At 35.7% G+C, this 18,920-nt stretch carries 13 protein-coding genes; 4 read left to right on the top strand and 9 right to left on the bottom strand.

Annotated elements, in window-relative coordinates; all coding sequences use genetic code 11:
• The first annotated feature begins 12 nt into the window (after window positions 1–12).
• The gene (locus tag INR76_RS06975) at window positions 13–1,629 is read left to right on the top strand and encodes an FG-GAP-like repeat-containing protein (RefSeq protein ID WP_223107194.1); all 1,617 of its coding nucleotides are present in this window, start codon (window positions 13–15) and stop codon (window positions 1,627–1,629) included.
• Window positions 1,630–1,681: 52 nt separating this feature from the next.
• On the opposite strand, the gene INR76_RS06970 is transcribed toward INR76_RS06975, so the two are convergent.
• The 9 genes from INR76_RS06970 to porU form a co-directional block, all read right to left on the bottom strand.
• Complete coding sequence (locus INR76_RS06970; protein ID WP_223107193.1) at window positions 1,682–3,118, bottom strand: DUF389 domain-containing protein; 1,437 nt, start codon at window positions 3,116–3,118, stop codon at window positions 1,682–1,684.
• Window positions 3,119–4,198 (bottom strand): mannose-1-phosphate guanylyltransferase, encoded by a 1,080-nt coding sequence (locus INR76_RS06965; RefSeq protein WP_223107192.1) that lies wholly within the window; start codon window positions 4,196–4,198, stop codon window positions 3,119–3,121. It abuts the gene before it with no gap.
• Window positions 4,199–4,203: 5 nt separating this feature from the next.
• Window positions 4,204–4,800 (bottom strand): SprT-like domain-containing protein, encoded by a 597-nt coding sequence (locus tag INR76_RS06960; protein ID WP_223107191.1) that lies wholly within the window; start codon window positions 4,798–4,800, stop codon window positions 4,204–4,206.
• 3 nt (window positions 4,801–4,803) lie between these two features.
• Window positions 4,804–5,487, bottom strand: coding sequence for an SDR family oxidoreductase (locus INR76_RS06955; RefSeq protein WP_223107190.1), 684 nt, complete (start codon window positions 5,485–5,487; stop codon window positions 4,804–4,806).
• 76 nt (window positions 5,488–5,563) lie between these two features.
• On the bottom strand, window positions 5,564–7,252 hold the full coding sequence (locus INR76_RS06950; protein ID WP_223107189.1) for a pyruvate dehydrogenase complex dihydrolipoamide acetyltransferase: 1,689 nt from the start codon (window positions 7,250–7,252) through the stop codon (window positions 5,564–5,566).
• A gap of 3 nt (window positions 7,253–7,255) precedes the next feature.
• Window positions 7,256–8,254, bottom strand: coding sequence for a pyruvate dehydrogenase (acetyl-transferring) E1 component subunit alpha (pdhA, locus tag INR76_RS06945; RefSeq protein ID WP_223107188.1), 999 nt, complete (start codon window positions 8,252–8,254; stop codon window positions 7,256–7,258).
• A gap of 106 nt (window positions 8,255–8,360) precedes the next feature.
• A complete protein-coding gene (cdd, locus tag INR76_RS06940) occupies window positions 8,361–8,843 on the bottom strand; it encodes a cytidine deaminase (protein ID WP_223107187.1) in 483 nt (160 codons plus the stop codon).
• Window positions 8,844–8,852: 9 nt separating this feature from the next.
• Window positions 8,853–10,007: a type IX secretion system outer membrane channel protein PorV gene (porV, locus tag INR76_RS06935; RefSeq protein ID WP_223107186.1), complete on the bottom strand. Its 1,155-nt coding sequence runs from the start codon at window positions 10,005–10,007 to the stop codon at window positions 8,853–8,855.
• 36 nt (window positions 10,008–10,043) lie between these two features.
• The gene (porU, locus tag INR76_RS06930; RefSeq protein ID WP_370632433.1) at window positions 10,044–13,919 is read right to left on the bottom strand and encodes a type IX secretion system sortase PorU; all 3,876 of its coding nucleotides are present in this window, start codon (window positions 13,917–13,919) and stop codon (window positions 10,044–10,046) included.
• A gap of 213 nt (window positions 13,920–14,132) precedes the next feature.
• Between porU and gldJ (INR76_RS06925) the strand changes: the two genes are divergently transcribed.
• The 3 genes from gldJ (INR76_RS06925) to murF all read left to right on the top strand — a co-directional run bounded on the left by gldJ (INR76_RS06925) (window position 14,133) and on the right by murF (window position 18,918).
• Complete coding sequence (gene gldJ / locus INR76_RS06925; protein ID WP_223109923.1) at window positions 14,133–15,812, top strand: gliding motility lipoprotein GldJ; 1,680 nt, start codon at window positions 14,133–14,135, stop codon at window positions 15,810–15,812.
• A 114-nt stretch (window positions 15,813–15,926) separates the two neighbouring features.
• Complete coding sequence (gene gldJ, locus INR76_RS06920; RefSeq protein WP_223109922.1) at window positions 15,927–17,594, top strand: gliding motility lipoprotein GldJ; 1,668 nt, start codon at window positions 15,927–15,929, stop codon at window positions 17,592–17,594.
• A gap of 61 nt (window positions 17,595–17,655) precedes the next feature.
• Window positions 17,656–18,918, top strand: a complete 1,263-nt coding sequence (gene murF / locus INR76_RS06915; RefSeq protein ID WP_223109921.1) for a UDP-N-acetylmuramoyl-tripeptide--D-alanyl-D-alanine ligase — start codon at window positions 17,656–17,658, stop codon at window positions 18,916–18,918.
• Window positions 18,919–18,920 lie beyond the last annotated feature (2 nt).

Below are 18,920 nucleotides of genomic sequence, written 5' to 3'. Positions count from 1 at the left end.
TTTAAATTCATTATGAAAAAAATTACACTAAGCAGTATAGCATTTCTATGTAGCTTAACCTTGTTCTCACAAGTAACATTTGTAAACCAATCAGACTTAATTGGTGATTTTTTTGACAGTTCAGAGTGTGCCGTAGATATGAATGGTGACAACCTAGATGATTATGTGCGTGTTTCAGGAAATGGAATAGGTATTGACTACCAACAGCCTGATGGAACATTTGAATCTGTAATGTACAGTATGCCTATTGAAAACGTTCCAGACTGGAGTATAGCAGCAGGCGACCTAGACGGAAACGGCTTTAATGATTTGGTTTTAGGCAATAACTCAAGAGTTTCATTTGTAATGGCAAATGAAGACGGAACCCTTTATACCGAAGACGACTCACACAATGAATATATTTTCTCACAAAGATCTACACTTGCAGACATCGATAATGATGGAGATCTAGATTCATTTGTGTGTCACGATGTAGATTTAAGTCATCCCTACAGAAATGACGGAAATGGTAATATGACTTTAGATCAAACCCTAATTGAAACCATAGATTTACCCGGTAACTACGCAGCTATTTGGGTTGATTATGATAATGACGGTGATACAGATATGTATTTAACAAAGTGTCGCGGTGGTTCTACTCCCGGTGATCCAGAACGCGACAATGCGATGTATACCAATAACGGCGACGGAACTTTCACAGAAAACGCCGAAGCTATAGGTATGAAAGACAACGCTCAATCTTGGGCAACTGTTTTTGAAGATTTTGATAACGATGGAGATTTTGACGCTTTTATCGTAAATCACGATTTCCAAAACCGTCTTATGGTTAATGACGGCAACGGAAACTTCACAGATGTGATTGAAACTTCAGGTATCAACCCTACAGACCTTGGAGCTTGGGAAAATCAAGCTGCAGACTTTAACAACGATGGTTTTGTAGATATTTTTTCTGAAATGTCAAAAGAGTTATATATAAATAATGGTGATATGACATTTACCGGTATGGACCTTCCTTTTGATGAAGGAGCCATAGCAGATATGAATAATGATGGGTTTTTAGACGTTGTGAATGATGGTGACCTTTGGATAAATCAAGGAACCAGCAACAACAACTGGGTAAAAGTAATTTTAAAAGGAACCGAAAGTAATAGTAACGGAATTGGAGCCCGTATAGACATCTATGGTGATTGGGGTAAACAAATGCGCGAAGTACGTTCTGGACAAGGTTTTAGCCATATGAATAGCCTTACCGCTCATTTTGGGATAGGCAGCAGCACTCAAATTGACAAAATGACCATTACTTGGCCTTCAGGAACTGTTGATGAGATTATAAACCCAGACATTAACACCCTACATGAAATAGAAGAAGGCGCAGAGCTTTCTATAAATGAAAATAGTACAGACTTTATAAAGTTGTACCCAAACCCTGCTTCATCAGTCATTCATTTTTCACAAGAAATACTTAGAGACACGCCGGTTCAAATTGTAGATATTTCAGGAAAAGTAATTATGAAGCAAACTATTTCTTCAGAAAATACCTTAAATATTGAGTCATTACAGAGTGGTGTTTACTTTGTACAACTAGAAGTAGACCAACAGAAACTTAGCTATAAGTTTATAAAGAAATAACATTTAATAAGAAGTTTTTAAAGCGTTCGCAATGCATTGCGAACGCTTTTTTTTATGGAGTTTGTTGAACTAGTAAAGTATCAACTTTAAGTTTAATTTTTAACCAATTACGCAACGCTTCATTCTTTTGCTGTCTTTCTTTGGAAGACAAACTTTTTTCCCAAGAAACATAAATAACAGGCAACGTATCGGTTTTTGCAAAGTTGGTAGTGATTCTACTAGAAAATGAAAATTGTTCCATTTCTTTATAAATAGCTTTAACCTCTTTGCTTAAATCATCAAAAGGAATATCTTTTACTCGAAGCTTTGCAATTTCATTTTCAAGAAAATCAATTCTACTGTTTTTGTCCTTAATCATCTGTTCATTCTTGACATATAAATCTTCAAGAATTCCGGCTTTTACGTCACTAGAAAGTTTTTCTGCTAGTTCACCACTTTGATCTGTTCCTTGATAAATACGTAGGTTGGCATCTTGTAGCATTTCTACTTTTTCCATTTCTGAAAGCCAGTTATTGATTGTTGGTTGTGGTACAGGCCTACCTATAAGATACACTTCAATATCTTTGGTTGTGTAGTCTTGAGTAAACTTCACTACCTCTGCTCCTTCATAAGTAATGGTATCTTTTACAAACTCTTTTGTTTTATTTTCAAATAACTGTTGATCTAGTAATTTTACAAATAAAATTACACTAGGTACCATTACAATTAAGGCAATTAATGATGCAATTTGAGCAATACGCTTTCTTCTTTTTGAGTTTGCGTATCTCACTAGTGGAAAACGCAATAGTTTTGAAACAATAAAAGTAGAAAGTGCAATAAATACTGCGTTAATTGAGAAGAGGTATAAAGCTCCTCCTGCATATGAAAAATTACCAATTGCCAGACCGTATCCTACTGTACATAATGGAGGCATAAGTGCAGTTGCAATAGCTACACCAAATATTACACTTGCAATGGTTCCGCTTTTTGTTTTGGCCACGATTAAGCCAAGACCGCCAAAAATAGCAACCAGTACATCCAAAATTGTAGGATACGTTCTTGCTAATAATTCGGGGGTTTCTTCTGTTAAAGGAGAGAGTTTAAAGTATAAAAACGCTGTAATAACACTTAAAAAAACCATTATACCAAGGTTTATTAAAGAACGTCTTAGCGTTTCTACATCATTAATTGCAACAGATAGCCCTATCCCGACAATAGGCCCCATTAATGGTGAAATTAACATCGCTCCAATTACAACTGCTGTGCTACTAACATTTAAACCAATAGAGGCTACAAAAATGGAAAAAATCAAAATCCACGCAGTGTGTCCCTTAAAAGGAATATCTTTTTTAACAGCTTCAATAGTAGCATCTCGATCACTATCTGACCGAATATCAAAAAGTTCTTTAAAAAACTTCTTTAAGCTTTCCCAAGTTGTTAGTTTTACTTGCTCAAACTCTTGATCATTTGGGGTAGCGTGAACGTTATTAGTATCTTGATTTTCGCTCATTTAGGTATATTTTTCTCCAAAGTTTTCATTAACCTCAGACAGTAATTTTTTTATATGTTGTTCTTTTTCTTTTGGGTAGATCAACAGTACATCTTCTTTATCAACTACAATATAATCTTCAATTCCGTCGAGTACCACTAGTTTTTCAGATGCTGAATAAACCATATTGCCTTTTGAGTTTTTAAAGTGAGGGGTTGCTCTCACTACAGCATTTTCTGAAGCGTCTTTTTGCATTTTTTCGTGTAAAGCACCCCACGTTCCTAGGTCATTCCAATCAAAGGCTGCTTTCTTTACATAGACATTATCGGCTTTTTCCATAATGGCATAATCAATGGAAATATTTTCAGCTTTATCATAATTCTCTGAAATAAATTCTTTTTCTTCAGAAGTATTGTACACAGGATTCCCTTCAGAAAAAAGAGCATGCATCACTGGGTTGTGTTTTTCAAAGGCTTGGGTTATACTAGCCACACTCCAAAGAAATATACCTGCATTCCACATAAAATTTCCGGCAGCCAAAAATTGTTTTGCGGTATCATAATCAGGTTTTTCTCTAAATTGTTTTACCTTCTTAACAACTGAAGCATCTTTTTTTTCAGCTTCAATATAACCGTAGCCGGTATTAGGAAAAGTTGGTTTTATACCTAGTGTCATTAAGTATGAATTGCGCTGGCAAGCATCAAAACATATTTGGACATCTTGAGTAAAAGCGTCTTCATCTTCTATCCAATGATCACTAGGTGCAACGAGCATTAATGCATTGGGGTTCTCTTTTTGTATTTTTAAAGCAGCTAATAAAATGCAAGGTGCTGTATTGCGCATTGCAGGTTCTAGAATAACTTGTTTTTCGGTTATTTCTGGTAGTTGTTCTAGTGTTAACTGAAGGTAACGCTCATTGGTAAGAATTAAAATTTTATCTGAATCTATAATTTTATTGAGCCGTGAAAAGGTTTTTTGTAGCAAGGTTTGTCCGGTACCTAACATATCATGAAATTGCTTAGGAAACTCGGTTGTACTTACTGGCCAAAACCTTGAACCAATTCCGCCAGCCATTATTACTGCATAATAATCTTTATTCATGCTCATTATTTTAAAAATTCAACTTCGGCATTAGGATTAAATAAATAGACTCTTCCTGTTGCTTCTTCTAAACATTCATACCGCTTTATGCGTTTGTTACCTCGTTTAAAAATTTTTCCGTTATACAAACGAAATCTCCCTCCAAAGGGTATTTCAAATATATAATTTTTATCGTTTGGCGGGTCAAATTGTTTTAAAGCTAACGATAACTTTGCATCTGTATCGCTACTAGCTTTAGGGTTTTTAAAGTGTGTTGCTAATAAAGGCAGTAACTGACTAGGAAAAATTTCTGGACGTATAAAAGGGAGCATTAACTGTTGAAAAGTACGCTTCCACTCTACTCCGTGAGGTTTGATAAAACGGCCATATTTTTGAAAAGCTACTAAGTGTGCGATTTCGTGAACAAGTGTCATTAAAAAACGATACTTATTCAAATTGGCATTAATTGTAATTTGATGTTGACCGTTAGGAAGTTTACGATAATCTCCATGGCGTGTGCGTCGCTCATTAACAATTTTTAAATGAACATTATTAATTTTAATTAATTCAAAAACTGGATGTACAGAAGCTTTGGGAAGGTATTTTAAAAGAACCTGCTCCATAGGTTATGGTGTTGAATTGGAAACCTGCAAAATTTTTCCGTTGTAAAATTGTTGACCAGTTAATGCAAAATTCACAATATATTCTGCCATTTCTTTGGCTGATAAGGGTGCTTTATACCCGGGAAAAGCTTCTTCTAGCATTTCAGTTTGCACAGCTCCTAAGGCTAATGCGTTAAATGAAGGGCCTTTTTCTTTATATTCTTCAGCTAATAATTCAGTAAGGGTTAATACAGCACCTTTACTACTGCTGTATGCAGCAAGGCCGGGAAATTTCATACTTCCTTGAATACCTCCCATACTGCTTATATTAACAACGTGTCCATCTTTTTTCATATAAGGAAGTACTGCTTGTGTGATAGCAGCGAGCCCAAATACATTAACATCAAAACAGTCTTTAAAATCTGATTGTTTTAGTTTTTCAAAAGGTTTAGTAACAATATATCCTGAATTATTAATTAAAACATCTACCTGTTGCCATGTATCTTTTACAAATTCTGAAACTTTTTTAATATCGTCTGCATCTGTAATATCACAAGGAAAGCAATAACAGTTTGTAATTTCCAGACCCGAAATAGGAACATTGTCTCTAGACAAAGCCAAAACATTGTGGCCCGCATCTGCCAAAATTGGCACCATTTGATACCCTATACCTCTACTGGTTCCTGTAACGATAATATTTTTTTTCATAATTTTAAATATAAACAAATCCCGCTGTCTTCTAAAATTAAAAACAGCGGGATTATCAATTCATTTTAATATTGTTTTACACAAACATAGTCACCGGATTCTCGATATACTTTCGCACTGTTTCTAAGAATTTGGCTCCTGTTGCACCATCAACTGTTCTATGATCACAAGCCAATGTAACTGTCATTGTATTGCCTACAGCTATCGCACCATTTTTCACAACCGGCTTTTCAACAATAGCTCCTACAGATAAAATAGCAGAATTAGGTTGGTTGATAATAGATGTAAATTCTTTAATACCAAACATGCCCAAATTTGATACTGTAAAAGTACTACCTTGCATTTCATCAGGGCTTATTTTTTTGTTACGCGCTTTGCCTGCCAATTCTTTTACATTTGCTCCTATTTGAGAAAAGCTCATTTGGTCTGCAAACTTAAGCACAGGAACCAGCAATCCTTCATCAACAGCAACGGCAACACCTATATGAATGTGCTTAGCAATTTTTGTAGTATCACCATTCCATTGAGTATTTACTTGTGGATGCTTGCGAAGTGCCATTGCACATGCTTTAATAATCATATCGTTGTATGATATTTTCACATCTGGATCACTATTTATCGCAGTTCGTGCCGAAATAGCATTATCCATATCAAGTTCAACTGTTAAGTAATAGTGTGGAGCAGTGAACTTTGACTCACCAAGACGTTTAGCAATTGTTTTGCGCATTTGAGAGTTTTTAACCTCTTCAAATTCTTCTTGACCTACTGGAGTGTATGCTTGAGCTCCTGCAGCAGGTTGATAATTTTCAATATCTTTTTTTACAATACGACCGTGGTCGCCACTTCCTTGTACTTGACTAAGATTAATTCCTTTTTCTTCAGCTAGTTTTTTAGCCAATGGGGAAGCAAAAATACGTCTACCGTCGTTTGAAGTTTGTTTTTGCTCTTTGTTATCTGAAGGTTTTGAATCTTTTTTGGAATCTGAAGAAGTTGTAGATTCTTTTTCAGAAGATTCTTTTTTAGACTTTGAAGTGTCTTCTTTTTTATCTTCCTTTTTCTTTTCTTTTGAAGTACTTCCTCCTTCTTTAAAGTTTTCAATCACTTCTGAAACGTCTGTTTCTTCCGGTCCAATTACAGCCAGAAGTGCATCAACTTTTGCAGTTTCGCCTTCTTCAATACCTATTTTAAGCAACGTTCCTGAGTAGAATGACTCAAACTCCATCGTTGCTTTATCTGTTTCTATTTCAGCCAAAATATCGCCTTCTTCAACACTATCGCCTTCTTGCTTGAGCCAAGTTGCAACAGTACCTTCCTCCATTGTATCACTTAGGCGAGGCATTGTAATTACTTCTACACCTTCAGGCGCTTTTGATGTACTTGAAGTGTCTTTAGATTCTTCTTCTGAGTCTTCTTCAGAATCATTTTTATCTGACTCTTCAGGCTTATCTTCTTTTTCATCTTCATCTTTTTCTGAAGCATCGTCTTTAGATTTTTCTCCTCCATTTATCAAATCTGATATATCTTCACCTTCTTCACCAATAATTGCCAAAAGCTTATCAACCTCAGCTGTTTCGCCTTCTTCAATACCAATGTGTAATAGGGTTCCTTCATAAAAGGACTCAAACTCCATTGTAGCTTTATCGGTTTCAATTTCGGCTAAAATATCACCTTCTTCTACTTTATCACCTTTGCTTACAAGCCACTTTGCTACGGTTCCTTCTTCCATAGTGTCGCTTAAGCGCGGCATGTTGATTACTTCTGCCATAGTTTATAATTTATGTGGTAAAAAAGGATAATCTTCTTGTTCATAAACAGTATCATACATCACATTTTTATCAGGATAACCTGATTCTTCAGCAAACTGTTCACATTCTTTCACCAAGTCTTTTACTCGTTTATTTACTTTTTTAATATCGTCCTCAGTAGCCCATTTCTTTTCATAGATTTTATTCAACACATATGAAATTGGGTCTTCTTCTTGTTTTTTCTTTACCTCTTCTTTGGTACGATAATGTTGTGCATCACTCATTGAGTGTCCTCTATATCTGTAGGTGCGTATCTCTAAAAAGGTAGGGCCATCACCGCGACGTGCTCGGTCTATAGCCTCATCCATTTCTTTTGCAACAACCTCTGGTTTCATACCATCAACAGGCTTGCAAGGCATCTCATAACCTAACCCAAGTTTCCAAATATCTGTATGATTTGCGGTACGTGCTACAGATGTTCCCATAGCATACCCGTTATTTTCACAAATAAAAACTACAGGTAAATTCCAAAGCATTGCAAGGTTGAATGCCTCGTGAAGTGAACCTTGTCTTACAGCTCCATCACCCATGTAGGTAAGAGTTACTGCATCTCGCTCAAAATATTTATCTGCAAAAGCAATCCCGGCTCCTAATGGAATTTGACCACCAACAATACCGTGACCTCCATAAAAACGATGTTCTTTTGAGAAAATATGCATTGAGCCTCCCAAACCTTGAGAAGTACCGGTTTTTTTTCCGTAAAGTTCTGCCATTACTTTTTTAGGATCCACTCCCATACCAATGGGCTGTACGTGGTTTCTATAGGCAGTAATCATACGATCTTTTTCTAGGTCCATTGCGTGCAAAGCACCTGCCAATACAGCTTCTTGCCCATTATAAAGGTGTAAAAACCCACGAACTTTTTGCTTGATATAAACTTGAGCCAACTTGTCTTCAAACTTGCGCCAGAAGTACATGTTTTCGTACCAATCTAGATATGTTTTCTTTGTAATTTTTTTCATTGAATTGCTATACTGCCCTCACAAAGAGGAATTTTAAACACGATTAACAAAAGTACTATATTCTGAAGTTTTATAAAACACAGAAACATTAAAATAGTACTAAACTTTATAGATAATTCTTATCAAAGAGTAAAGGTAACAGGTCTGCTATGGAAGATGCTTTTACTATTTTCCCTGTTTCACCCATAAAATAAATTGCGATAGGAGCGTCTTGTTTAATTTCATATTCTGCAATAGCTTGCCGGCAAGCACCACAAGAAGGGATAGGAGAGGTGATTTTTTGTTTTAACGACCTTGCAGTTATTGCCATTGCGTGAATAGTAGCATTAGGATTTGTTGCGCCTGCATAAAATATCGCAACACGCTCTGCACACAAACCTGATGGAAAGGCAGCATTTTCTTGGTTGTTACCGGTAATTATTTCGCCAGTATTTAGAATTAAAGCTGCACCTACCCTAAAATGCGAATAAGGCGCATAAGCATCTTCTCGAGCTTCTTGCGCCTTATTCATTAGTTTTTGAATGTCTTGAGGTAATTCTGAAACAGAATCAAAAACATCAAGATGTATTTCTATTTTTTGCTTTTTCAAACGTATCGATTAATATTCATCGTATTCGTCTCCAAAGTTGAAAGTAAGACCAAAACGAAGGGTTCCTTCTAGTGGACTTCTAACTTTTGAAGTTGAGAATAAGTAAGAAACATCAATATTGATGGCTGTGTATTTGAAACCGGCTCCTAAAGAAAGAAACTTTCTAAAACCTTTTTCTTCACTTTCATTGAAATATCCTGCACGAAATGCAAATACATCTTGATACCAATATTCAGCTCCTAAGGCCCAAGTAAATTCTTTTAACTCTTCTGAAAACCCATCAGGTGCATCACCAAATGATGAGAAAATTCCGCTAAAGAAACTTTCATTATAATAATCATCCTCACGATCAATTACTCCATCATTATTTGAATCACTAGGCGTTGGCACTAAAAGCTTATTAATTTCAGCATTAACACCAATTTTGTTGTATTCATCTAGAATAAAATCAAAACCACCACCAATACCTAAGTTGGTAGGTAAGTTGTTTTCTTGACCCGTATCATCATAACTAATTTTTGGACCTACGTTTGAAATATTAAATCCTGCTCTCCATCTACCATCAAAATCATTGTAAGGAATTTCTTCACTCTGGTAATAACCGGCAACATCAACTGCAAAACTGCTTCCGGCACTTGCATCGGCATTACCTGCTTGTAGTTTTAAATCTGAACGTAGATATCTACCAGCTACAGCCATAGAGAAACGATCACTAAGACGCAGTGCATATGAAACATCAAATGTAAGTTCATTAGGACTTTGGATTAAAGGTTGTTGCTCTGCAGTTTCTCTTAATTCTATATCTCCTAAACTGAAGTAACGAAAACTAGCAGCTACGGCACTACGCTCGTTAATTCTATTGTAATACGTTAAGTTTCCTAAAAATATATCGTTTACCAATTGGCTTAAATAAGGAGTATATGTTACCCCAACACCTTGCTTTGAGATTGCAAAAGCATATTTTGCAGGGTTCCACTGTTGTGAAAAAGCGTCTGCTGAAGTTGCTACACCTATATCACCCATACCGGCAGATCTAGCGTCTGCTGCAATTAATACAAATGGAACACCTGTTGTGATAACACGCTGTGAAGTTGCATCTGCCTCTTGTGCAGTAGCATTATAAGACAATAAAACGATTAAAAAGGGTATAAATAGTTTCTTCATGAGGTTCTAAATTTTGGTCAAATATATATTTATTTTTTAAAGGATGACCAGTTTTTCAAATTTTTCAGTTTGCTTATTGGTTAACGTAGATTTAACAGTAATCTTATATACATAAACACCTTTTCCTATTTTGTCTCCAAAATCATCACGACCATCCCACACAATATCTCGTGATAAAAAACCGTCTGTGTTGATAATTTGGTTTTTTGACCATACTACTTTTCCGGTTACAGTAAATACCTGCACTTGCACTTCTAGAGGCTCAAAAGGGCGGTTGTGATTAAACCAGAACTCGGTGTAATTGACAAATGGATTTGGGTAATTTAATACTTTTGTAATTTTTAATTCTTCGTCTCCGGCTACTATAAATTGTATTTCAGCCGTTGATGAATTATTGTATACATCCCAAGCTTTAAATGTTAAGGTATGCAATCCTTTTTCGAGATCTCTTAATTGATAGTTGGTTGTTCCGCTGGTAAAATCATCCACATCGGCTTGATAATAATCGTTTACTACAATTGGATTGGCCTCGTCACCATCTAAAATTGCAATCATATCATGCCCAATACCACTGGCGGTATTAATCCCATTTTCATCTTCTAGTTTTGCTAATAGAATTGGAGAGTCATTTGTAACACCTCCCGAAACAAAACTTTCATCATTCATAAACAATTTAATTTCGGGCCCTTGATTGTCTTCTGGAGCGTTTTCGTTAATTCCGCCTATTTGTACCGAAAGATCTACACCGGCTTGGTCTTCTAGAGAGTTATCTTCTTCAGAATAAAAATTAACACGTCCGTTACCAACGGGCACTTGTATGTCTCTTGGCACTACAAACTCAAATTCAAAATTTCCGTTGGTAACAGTTGCTTGACCGTTAAAAAGACTTTCACCCAATGTTGTAAAATCTAGAATAAATCCTAATCCGTCGTTATTTAAGGTTTGTCGTTGTACTCGTTTATCAAATACTTTTGCTGAAAGCACACCGCTGTAGTTAGGAAGTGGATTACCATTTTCATCAATAACTTGTCCAGCCATTTTTACTTTATCCAGAGCTCTCAAAACCGGCGGAGATTGATTAATAGGAACATCATTAATTGTAGTTAAACGTACATCCTTTTTAGGAAATGACAAATGCATAGCAGGATCACCAATGTAAAAAACTACCCTACGTAAATCTCTGCCTATATTATTTTTTGCAATTCGTAACGCTTCTGCAGGTGTTACCGGTTCGTTTAAATCATATCCAAATAAATGTGGCGCAAGCTTTTGATTAAACTCTACTCCTAAAAATAAACCTATTGAACGAGTAGTAGTAACCAAAGAAATTGCCCCTCCTTCTCTATTCCAGTACGTTAACTCTCCTGCTGTAATACGTTGCGGATTATCAAACTTGGTAAATTGACACGTTATAGTAACAATGCAAGTATATCGGTTTTTATTTTTAAGACCTGTTGCTAGGCCCTTGGTATAAATAAATTCATGCGCTAACCCATCTTCACCACCATGACCAAAATAGTTCACTATTAAAGCCCCTACCTCTATATTATTTTTTATTTCTTCGTTTACTTGAGGATAACGGTCTCCACCAGAGGAGGTTTGTTGCTGAAAAGCATCAATGTGAATTTTCTTTACATTGATAAATGGTTTTTCTTCTGAAATTTGATCTCCTAGAGAGTCAAGTTCAACTTCAAGTCTTTCTTCCCCGGCTTTATCAACATCATCTGAAATTAAAATAAAGTTATTACGCCAGTTTCCGTAAGACTCTTTAGAGTTATACTCTACTATTTTATCTACTAATGAATTTGCCAAGCCTACCTCATCGGCAATAATTCTTCCTACAGCTATATCGAGTCTATCCTCATCTGTAAGAGTTTCACCAAATTCATTTAAGGTGTTTCCTCCTATAGTACCTTCGTTAACATCTACACTCCCAAAATAATCATCACTCATAAAAGACGAAGTCTCACTGGTACTCAACAACCTATTAAATGTAGGTACTACATTATTATTACCAGATAAACGGTCTTTATAATCTATGGAAGTATCACCAAAAAGACATAAATATTTAATTCTTTTATCTGAAGAAGAAGCATTGTTATATATGTATCGCACAAAATTTCTTATTGCGCCAATATCTTGCTTTCCAGAGCTAAACTCTTCATAAATTTTATCTGTTGTAGCAACCTTTACATTAAGTCCGTTTCTTGTTTTGTGGTAGTTTGCAAGACGCAACGCAGGTTGCAATAAAAAAGGTGCGGTAACGATAAGATAGTCTACATCTTGAAAATTACCCGATTCACCTTGAAAAACAGATCCTTTTAAATTTTGATTAAAAACTCTAGGGTTTGAAATTTTCACAGGACTGTAATAATCATTAGTGTGTACAGCTATATACTCTTCCTTTATGCCTAAATTAGCCTTAAAGCTTAAATTTGAACTGTTGTTCTCATTAATCTTTGCTGAAATAGCTCCTCGATTACTTACATTCCATACTTCGCTTATTTGAGAAGTGTTGCTTATTTGATATTCTGCGATTCCTCTAGATATTCCTGCTCTGTGATACTCAAACCTTAACTGTTTATCAGTGACAGATAGCTGTCGCGTAGCTTCTACACTCACATAATCTAGATATCCTACACTTGAAGGGTTTCCGCTATTGTTATAAGTAAGATCTATTGTTACTGTTTCTCCAGCTGCCGAAACTTGACCACTAGCATCAGACAATTCACTAACCGATAACGAAGTGGTTGACCCCGTAATTGCACTGAAATTTAAAGGAGTTAAACTTGTTCCATTAACAGAAATAGCCATTGATGTAGCTGTTTCAGAAACTGCTGCACCTCTCACAAATACTTGCATAGGTACTGAGGTTACAATATTTGGAAATACAAACTCATACGTTTGCTCGCTTTCAATATCAAAACGATTACCAAACCAGCGTCTCCCTAATCTTGAAGGTGAGAATTCATCTAGTTCATGAAACTGGTAATCTTTAAAAGTAGTTATTATTTCAGAAGGCGTACCACTAGGTTCTACCATATCTTGTACTCTTTTTCCTGGACCGCCATCTGCAGTGATGTAATAAAATGAATCATCGCTGTATGGGTTTATATTGGTTTCATTTTCGGGATCAAAACCTTTAGTACTGGTTCCGTAGAATAGAATATAATCTCCGGCATCAAAAGATCCATCTTCTTCACCAACTACCTTAATAGATGTTTCAGGAATATCAAACTCGGTATTAAGAGCATTGTATAATGGTAACGGTTTACCACCGTGACCATAAATTTTAAGATTGCGAGGGTTTATAGTATTGGTATTAATCCCTAGATCATCTAAGAAAGATTTGTCTATTTTGTGAACTCCTGTTTCTTCTACTTTAAATTTAAACCAATTGCCCGTAGCCAAAACAGAATTAGTTATTGGTATTTGTGAGTTACCTCTATTTTGCTGTACTCCTTTTTTATATGAAACCGAAAAAGATGTTACTTTTTTAAACGCTCCATTAGTTTTTACAACCGGAGAAATAGAAACACTTGTATAAATAACATCACGAGCGGTTCTACTACTAATGCTGTAGGTGAGCTTATTAGGAACCAAGTCTTTATTTATGGTATTTAATTCCTGCGAAGTTAAATTTCCATACGATACATTTGTAACTTCAATTGAGTTTTCATCTGCAAATCCATCATCAACCCATTGTTCTTTAAAAAGAAGTTCATCTTCACTAATAGCTAGCTTAAGAGGATTATACTCACTTTTGGTGGTATTGGGATTTTGCTTACTACCCGAAGTTGAAACTCTCTTTGATGAAGCCTCTCCCCAGTTAATAGTAACATCTTTAGTTTGAGCCACCAGCAAAAGAGGTGAAAAAATTAAAAAGGTAAATAGTATTGTTTTTTTCATCATAATCAATAACGCATCAAATATACACTTAGTATGGTTTTTATTTGAAAGTTTTTGCTTTTTAGATTTTATGTAATAATTAAATAAAAACTACGTTTGTAAACGTGTTAGTAGGCAGCATTCCAAAAAACTAACAAATCAATAATAATAAAATATTATTGGTATTTTACCGTTAATTATTATATTGCAAACCCAATTTTATTCATAAATCTAACTATGAACTTAAACAAAACCTTAGCATTACGTCTATTTATAGCATTAATGGCAACTGGTCTTATTGTAAGTTGCAACAACTCTAGAGACTATAAAGACAGTTCTCGTGCAACTGGTTGGAAAATGAACGCCAAAGAAGGTGGTTTTAAATACAACCCTAAAGCTAAAGAACAAGAAACCGGTCCTGGACTTATTTTTATTGAAGGAGGTACTTTTACCATGGGTAGAGTACAAGATGATCCTATGCACGACTGGAATAACACCCCTACTCAGCAGCATGTTCAGTCTTTTTACATGGACGAAACCGAGGTAACCAACCTTATGTATCTTGAATATTTAGATTGGTTAAAAAGCGTGTTTCCACCATCTGAAGAAAATTACCGTCAAATCTACGAAGGTGCATTACCAGATACCTTGGTATGGAGAAACCGCTTAGGATATAATGAAGTAATGACAAACAATTACTTGCGCCACCCGGCTTATGCCAATTATCCTGTGGTAGGAGTAAGTTGGATTCAAGCTGTTGAATTCAGCAAGTGGAGAACAGACCGTGTTAATGAATTAATACTAGAAGAAGAAGGCTACACAGCACGTGGAGCTCGATATGATGTAGAGCCAGGCGAAACCTTTAGCACTCAAACTTATTTGAACGCACCTAGCCAAACGTATGGTGGTAAAGATTCAATCACAAGAGGAGGAAGAACTTCTGAACGTATTGTTGAACGAAGTGAAGATAGTACAAATCTATACGTACAACGTAAAGATGGATTGCTACTTCCTGGGTATCGTTTACCTACAGAAGCAGAGTGGGAATATGCCGCTCTAGGCCTAGTGGGACTTCGTAACTACAATGTATATAGAGGTAGAAAAAAATACCCTTGGGATGGACAATATACACGTTCTGGCAAAAGAAGAAGCCGAGGTGATCAATTAGCCAACTTTAAGCAAGGTGATGGTGACTATGGAGGTATTGCAGGATGGAGCGATGACGGAGCAGATATTACTGCTGAAGTAAAATCATATGAAGCTAATGACTTCGGGCTTTATGATATGGCAGGAAACGTTGCCGAGTGGGTTGCAGATGTATACAGACCAATAGTTGATGATGAGTTTAACGATTTTAACTACTATCGCGGAAACGTATATACCAAAAACGCAATTGGAGAAGACGGAAAAGTAAAAATTGTAACATCAGACTCTATCGTTTATGACACATTAAGCAACGGTAAGATTGTAGCAAGAAACCTACCAGGTGAGATATTACAAGTTCCTGTTGGTGAAGAGCAAACTTATTTAAGAACCAATTTCTCAGAAAGCGATAACCGTGATTTTAGAGATGGTGACAGACGTTCTTCACGTCGCTACCAGTCTTTCGCAGATGAATTTAACTCAGGTGATGAAAATGAAGAAGAACGCATGTACAATTCACCAAAACACAGAGTGTATTCAGACAGTACAGGACGTATAGAAATGCAATATGATGAATCTAGCCGAAGAACAACTTTAATAGACAACGAAGTGCGCGTTTATAAAGGTGGTTCTTGGAGAGATAGAGACTACTGGTTAGACCCTGCACAAAGACGCTATTTCCCTCAAGATATGGCTACAGACTACATTGGCTTTAGATGTGCAATGTCTAGAGTAGGATCAAAATCTAAGAAAGGAAAACGTCCAAGAAATTAAATAAAAAATATATAAAATTTAAAGCCCTGATACTCTCAGGGCTTTTTTATTTTAAAAACATATTACATTCAATTTTTTTTTAACTTGCTGCTTTCATAAAACAGCTTAAAACATATGCTTAAAACCACTACTCTCTTTCAATATTTTATTGGGCTTTCTTTCATTTTATTACTACTAGGTTGTAACAATTCAAGAGATTATACTAAAAGCTCTAGAGCTACCGGCTGGAGTGCTTTTGGAAGAGATGGAAGTGGTAAACGGAATATCAAGCCAAAAGAACAAGAAACAGGTCCAGGACTCGTTTTTATAGAAGGCGGAACATTCACAATGGGCCGCGTTCAAGATGACCCTATGGGCGATTGGAATAACACTCCCAACAAACAACATGTTCAATCCTTTTATATGGATGAAACCGAAGTTACCAACCTTATGTACCTAGAATATCTCGATTGGTTAAAAAAGGTGTTTCCGCCGGAAGAAAAAAACTTTAGAAAAATTTACAATGGAGCCTTGCCAGACACACTTGTTTGGAGAACTAGATTAGGATACAATGAAACTATGGTAAATCAATATTTAAGACACCCTGCTTACGCAGAATATCCTGTGGTAGGTGTGAGTTGGATTCAAGCCGTTGAGTTTTCAAAATGGCGTACAGACAGGGTGAATGAGCGTATTTTAGAAGAAGAAGGTTTTATACAAGAAAATACCAAATACAACAGTAGCCCAACTTCAGTTTTTACAACCGAAACCTATTTAAAAGCACCAACCCTAACCTATGGAGGAAATGATAGTATCACAGCCGGAAGTAAACATTCTCAAAAACTGAATAAAAAAGGGGACAGTACGCAAATTTTTGTAAGAAGAAAAGATGGAATATTATTACCTGATTATCGTTTACCTACCGAAGCAGAATGGGAATACGCAGCGTTAGGTCTAGTAGGAATTAGAAAAAACAATGCGTACAAAGGAAGAAAAAAATATCCTTGGAGTGGCAACTACACACGCTCTATACAGCGAAAAAACAGAGGGGATCAACTCGCCAATTTTAAACAAGCAGACGGAGATTATGGCGGTATTGCAGGTTGGAGTGACGACGGAGCCGATGTGACTGCACAGATTAAATCATATCAACCCAATGCCTATGGCTTATATGATATGGCCGGTAATGTTGCAGAATGGGTAGCAGACATTTACCGCCCTATTGTTGATGATGATTACAATGATTTTAATTATTTCAGAGGAAATATTTACACAAAAAATGCTTTGGATGACAATCGAAACGTACAGGTAATTACCCCAGAAACTATGAAATACGACACTTTACCCAACGGAACTGTTATTGCAAGAAAATATCCTGGTGAGTTATTACAAGTTCCTGTTGACAAAAAAGAAACCCATTTACGCATCAATTTTTCAAAAAGTGATAACAGAAATTATAGAGATGGAGATAAAGAGTCGTTACGATATAATCCTGCTTTTTCAGATGTAGATAGCAACGGAAACCCTAGACGAATGTATAACGCACCTATTTATAAAGTTCAAACGGATAGTTTGGGCAACATAGTCAAAGATTATGACCACTCATCAAAAAGAAATACATTAATAAATGATCAAGTTCGCGTCTATAAAGGCGGCTCGTGGAAAGATAGAGACTTTTGGCTAGACCCTGCGCAACGAAGGTACTTACCAGAATATATGGCAACTAACTATATAGGTTTTAGGTGCGCAATGTCACGAGTTGGCTCAAAATTTAAAAAGAAAAATAAAAGAGCAACTCACTAAATTTTTCTTAAGAAAACATAATTTAATCTGCTTTAACAAACGCATTCAGTATTTTTAATTTATGATAATTGAACAACTTCACAAAGAATTTTTAGAAAGTAGTGGCGTTTGCACAGATACTCGTAAAATTAAAAAAGATTGTCTTTTTATAGCCTTAAAAGGCGAAAACTTTAATGGAAATACATTTGCAGATGAAGCCCTAAAAAAAGGAGCTTACAAGGTGATTATTGACGAGGAAGCATTTCAAAACAATCATACCATTTTGGTTGATGACTGTTTGCAAACCCTTCAGAAACTAGCTAGTTTCCATCGTGAATATTTAAAGATTCCTATTATTTCACTCACCGGAAGCAATGGTAAAACAACGACCAAAGAATTAATTAATGCAGTACTTTCAGAAAAGTTTAAAACAACTGCAACTCAAGGAAATCTAAACAATCATATTGGTGTTCCTCTTACCTTGCTTTCAATGGATAAAACCACAGAGATTGGAATTGTAGAAATGGGCGCAAATCATTTACACGAAATTGAAAGTCTTTGTGAAATTGCACAACCAGATTATGGATATATAACCAATTTTGGGAAAGCTCACCTTGAAGGTTTTGGGGGTATTGAAGGTGTTATCAAAGGTAAATCTGAAATGTATACCTACCTTAAAAAACATTCTAAAACCGTTTTTGTAAACGGTACTGACAACAAACAGCTTGAGCTCACCAAAGACTTAAATCGAGTAGTTTTTGACGAACATTTAATTCAATTAATAGATGCTACAAACGAAGTAAAAGTGCTCTTCAAAAACAATGAGATACAAAGTAATCTGGTTGGCCTTTATAACTTTAACAATATTGCTGCAGCGATTGCAATAGGTGATTTTTTTAAAGTTTCGGCCCAACAAATTAAAAATGGTATAGAAAACTACATTCCACAAAATAATAGATCACAACGCATTGAAAAAAATGGTCATCACATCATTATGGATGCTTACAATGCAAACCCTACTAGTATGATGGCTGCTTTATTGAATTTTAAACAAACCAAAGGTGATGATAAAATTCTTATACTTGGAGATATGTTTGAGTTGGGCGCAGAAGCCCAAAAGGAACACGAGCACGTAGCATCCTTTTTAAAGGAAAATCCATTTGCAACCGTTTATTTATTGGGTGAAAATTTTTTCAGAACAAATTCTGAAGCTGTGCATATTCAGAAATATAAAACTTTTGATGATTTCAAAAAAAACTTTAATGTAAGTGAGATTAACAGTAGTTTCTTTTTAATAAAAGGCTCTCGCGGAATGGCACTAGAACGTGTTTTGGAAATGCTTTAGCA

Origin of the sequence: Marixanthomonas sp. SCSIO 43207, assembly GCF_019904255.1 — a bacterium.
Classification (GTDB): Bacteria; Bacteroidota; Bacteroidia; order Flavobacteriales; family Flavobacteriaceae; genus Marixanthomonas.
The sequence above is the reverse complement of the archived record's forward strand: the minus strand, read 5'-3'. Positions and strand labels throughout refer to the sequence as shown.